The organism is Treponema sp. R6D11 (genome assembly GCF_054786075.1).
In genome coordinates this window covers 1-355 of record NZ_BDHD01001225.1, presented here as the reverse complement: position 1 = coordinate 355, position 355 = coordinate 1, and the positions used below count along the sequence as shown (strand labels likewise).

1 pseudogene is annotated in these 355 nt (G+C 54.4%); it reads right to left on the bottom strand.

The features are described from left to right. Positions 1-355, bottom strand: a pseudogene (locus ACYVTD_RS18205) (hypothetical protein); the annotation flags it as partial.

Below are 355 nucleotides of genomic sequence, written 5' to 3'. Positions count from 1 at the left end.
CAGGGGGCGCGTTCTTCTTCTTTTTCGTTTTTTCTCTTTATGCTCCCCCCCCCATAAAAGCCTGCTCCTCTACCCCCGCCTTCAGCGCTCCCGGCATTCCCTTCCCCCGCCTCTCCGCCCTCCGCAGGATTCCCCGGCAAGCCTTCGGACTTAAATAGTATTTCTCCGGCACATTTTTTTCCAAAATCTGCGACAAGGAAGATTCTTTTACGACGTTGGGGCACTCCCCAGTATTTAGCGTCCAATTTTCTCCAAGCCAACGACCAACCGTCTCCCACAACGGCTCCTGCAGATTTCCAAACAGCGTTTCCGTCTTTTGACGGAGGTCGAGGAATTGAAATTGCCCCCCCCCCCC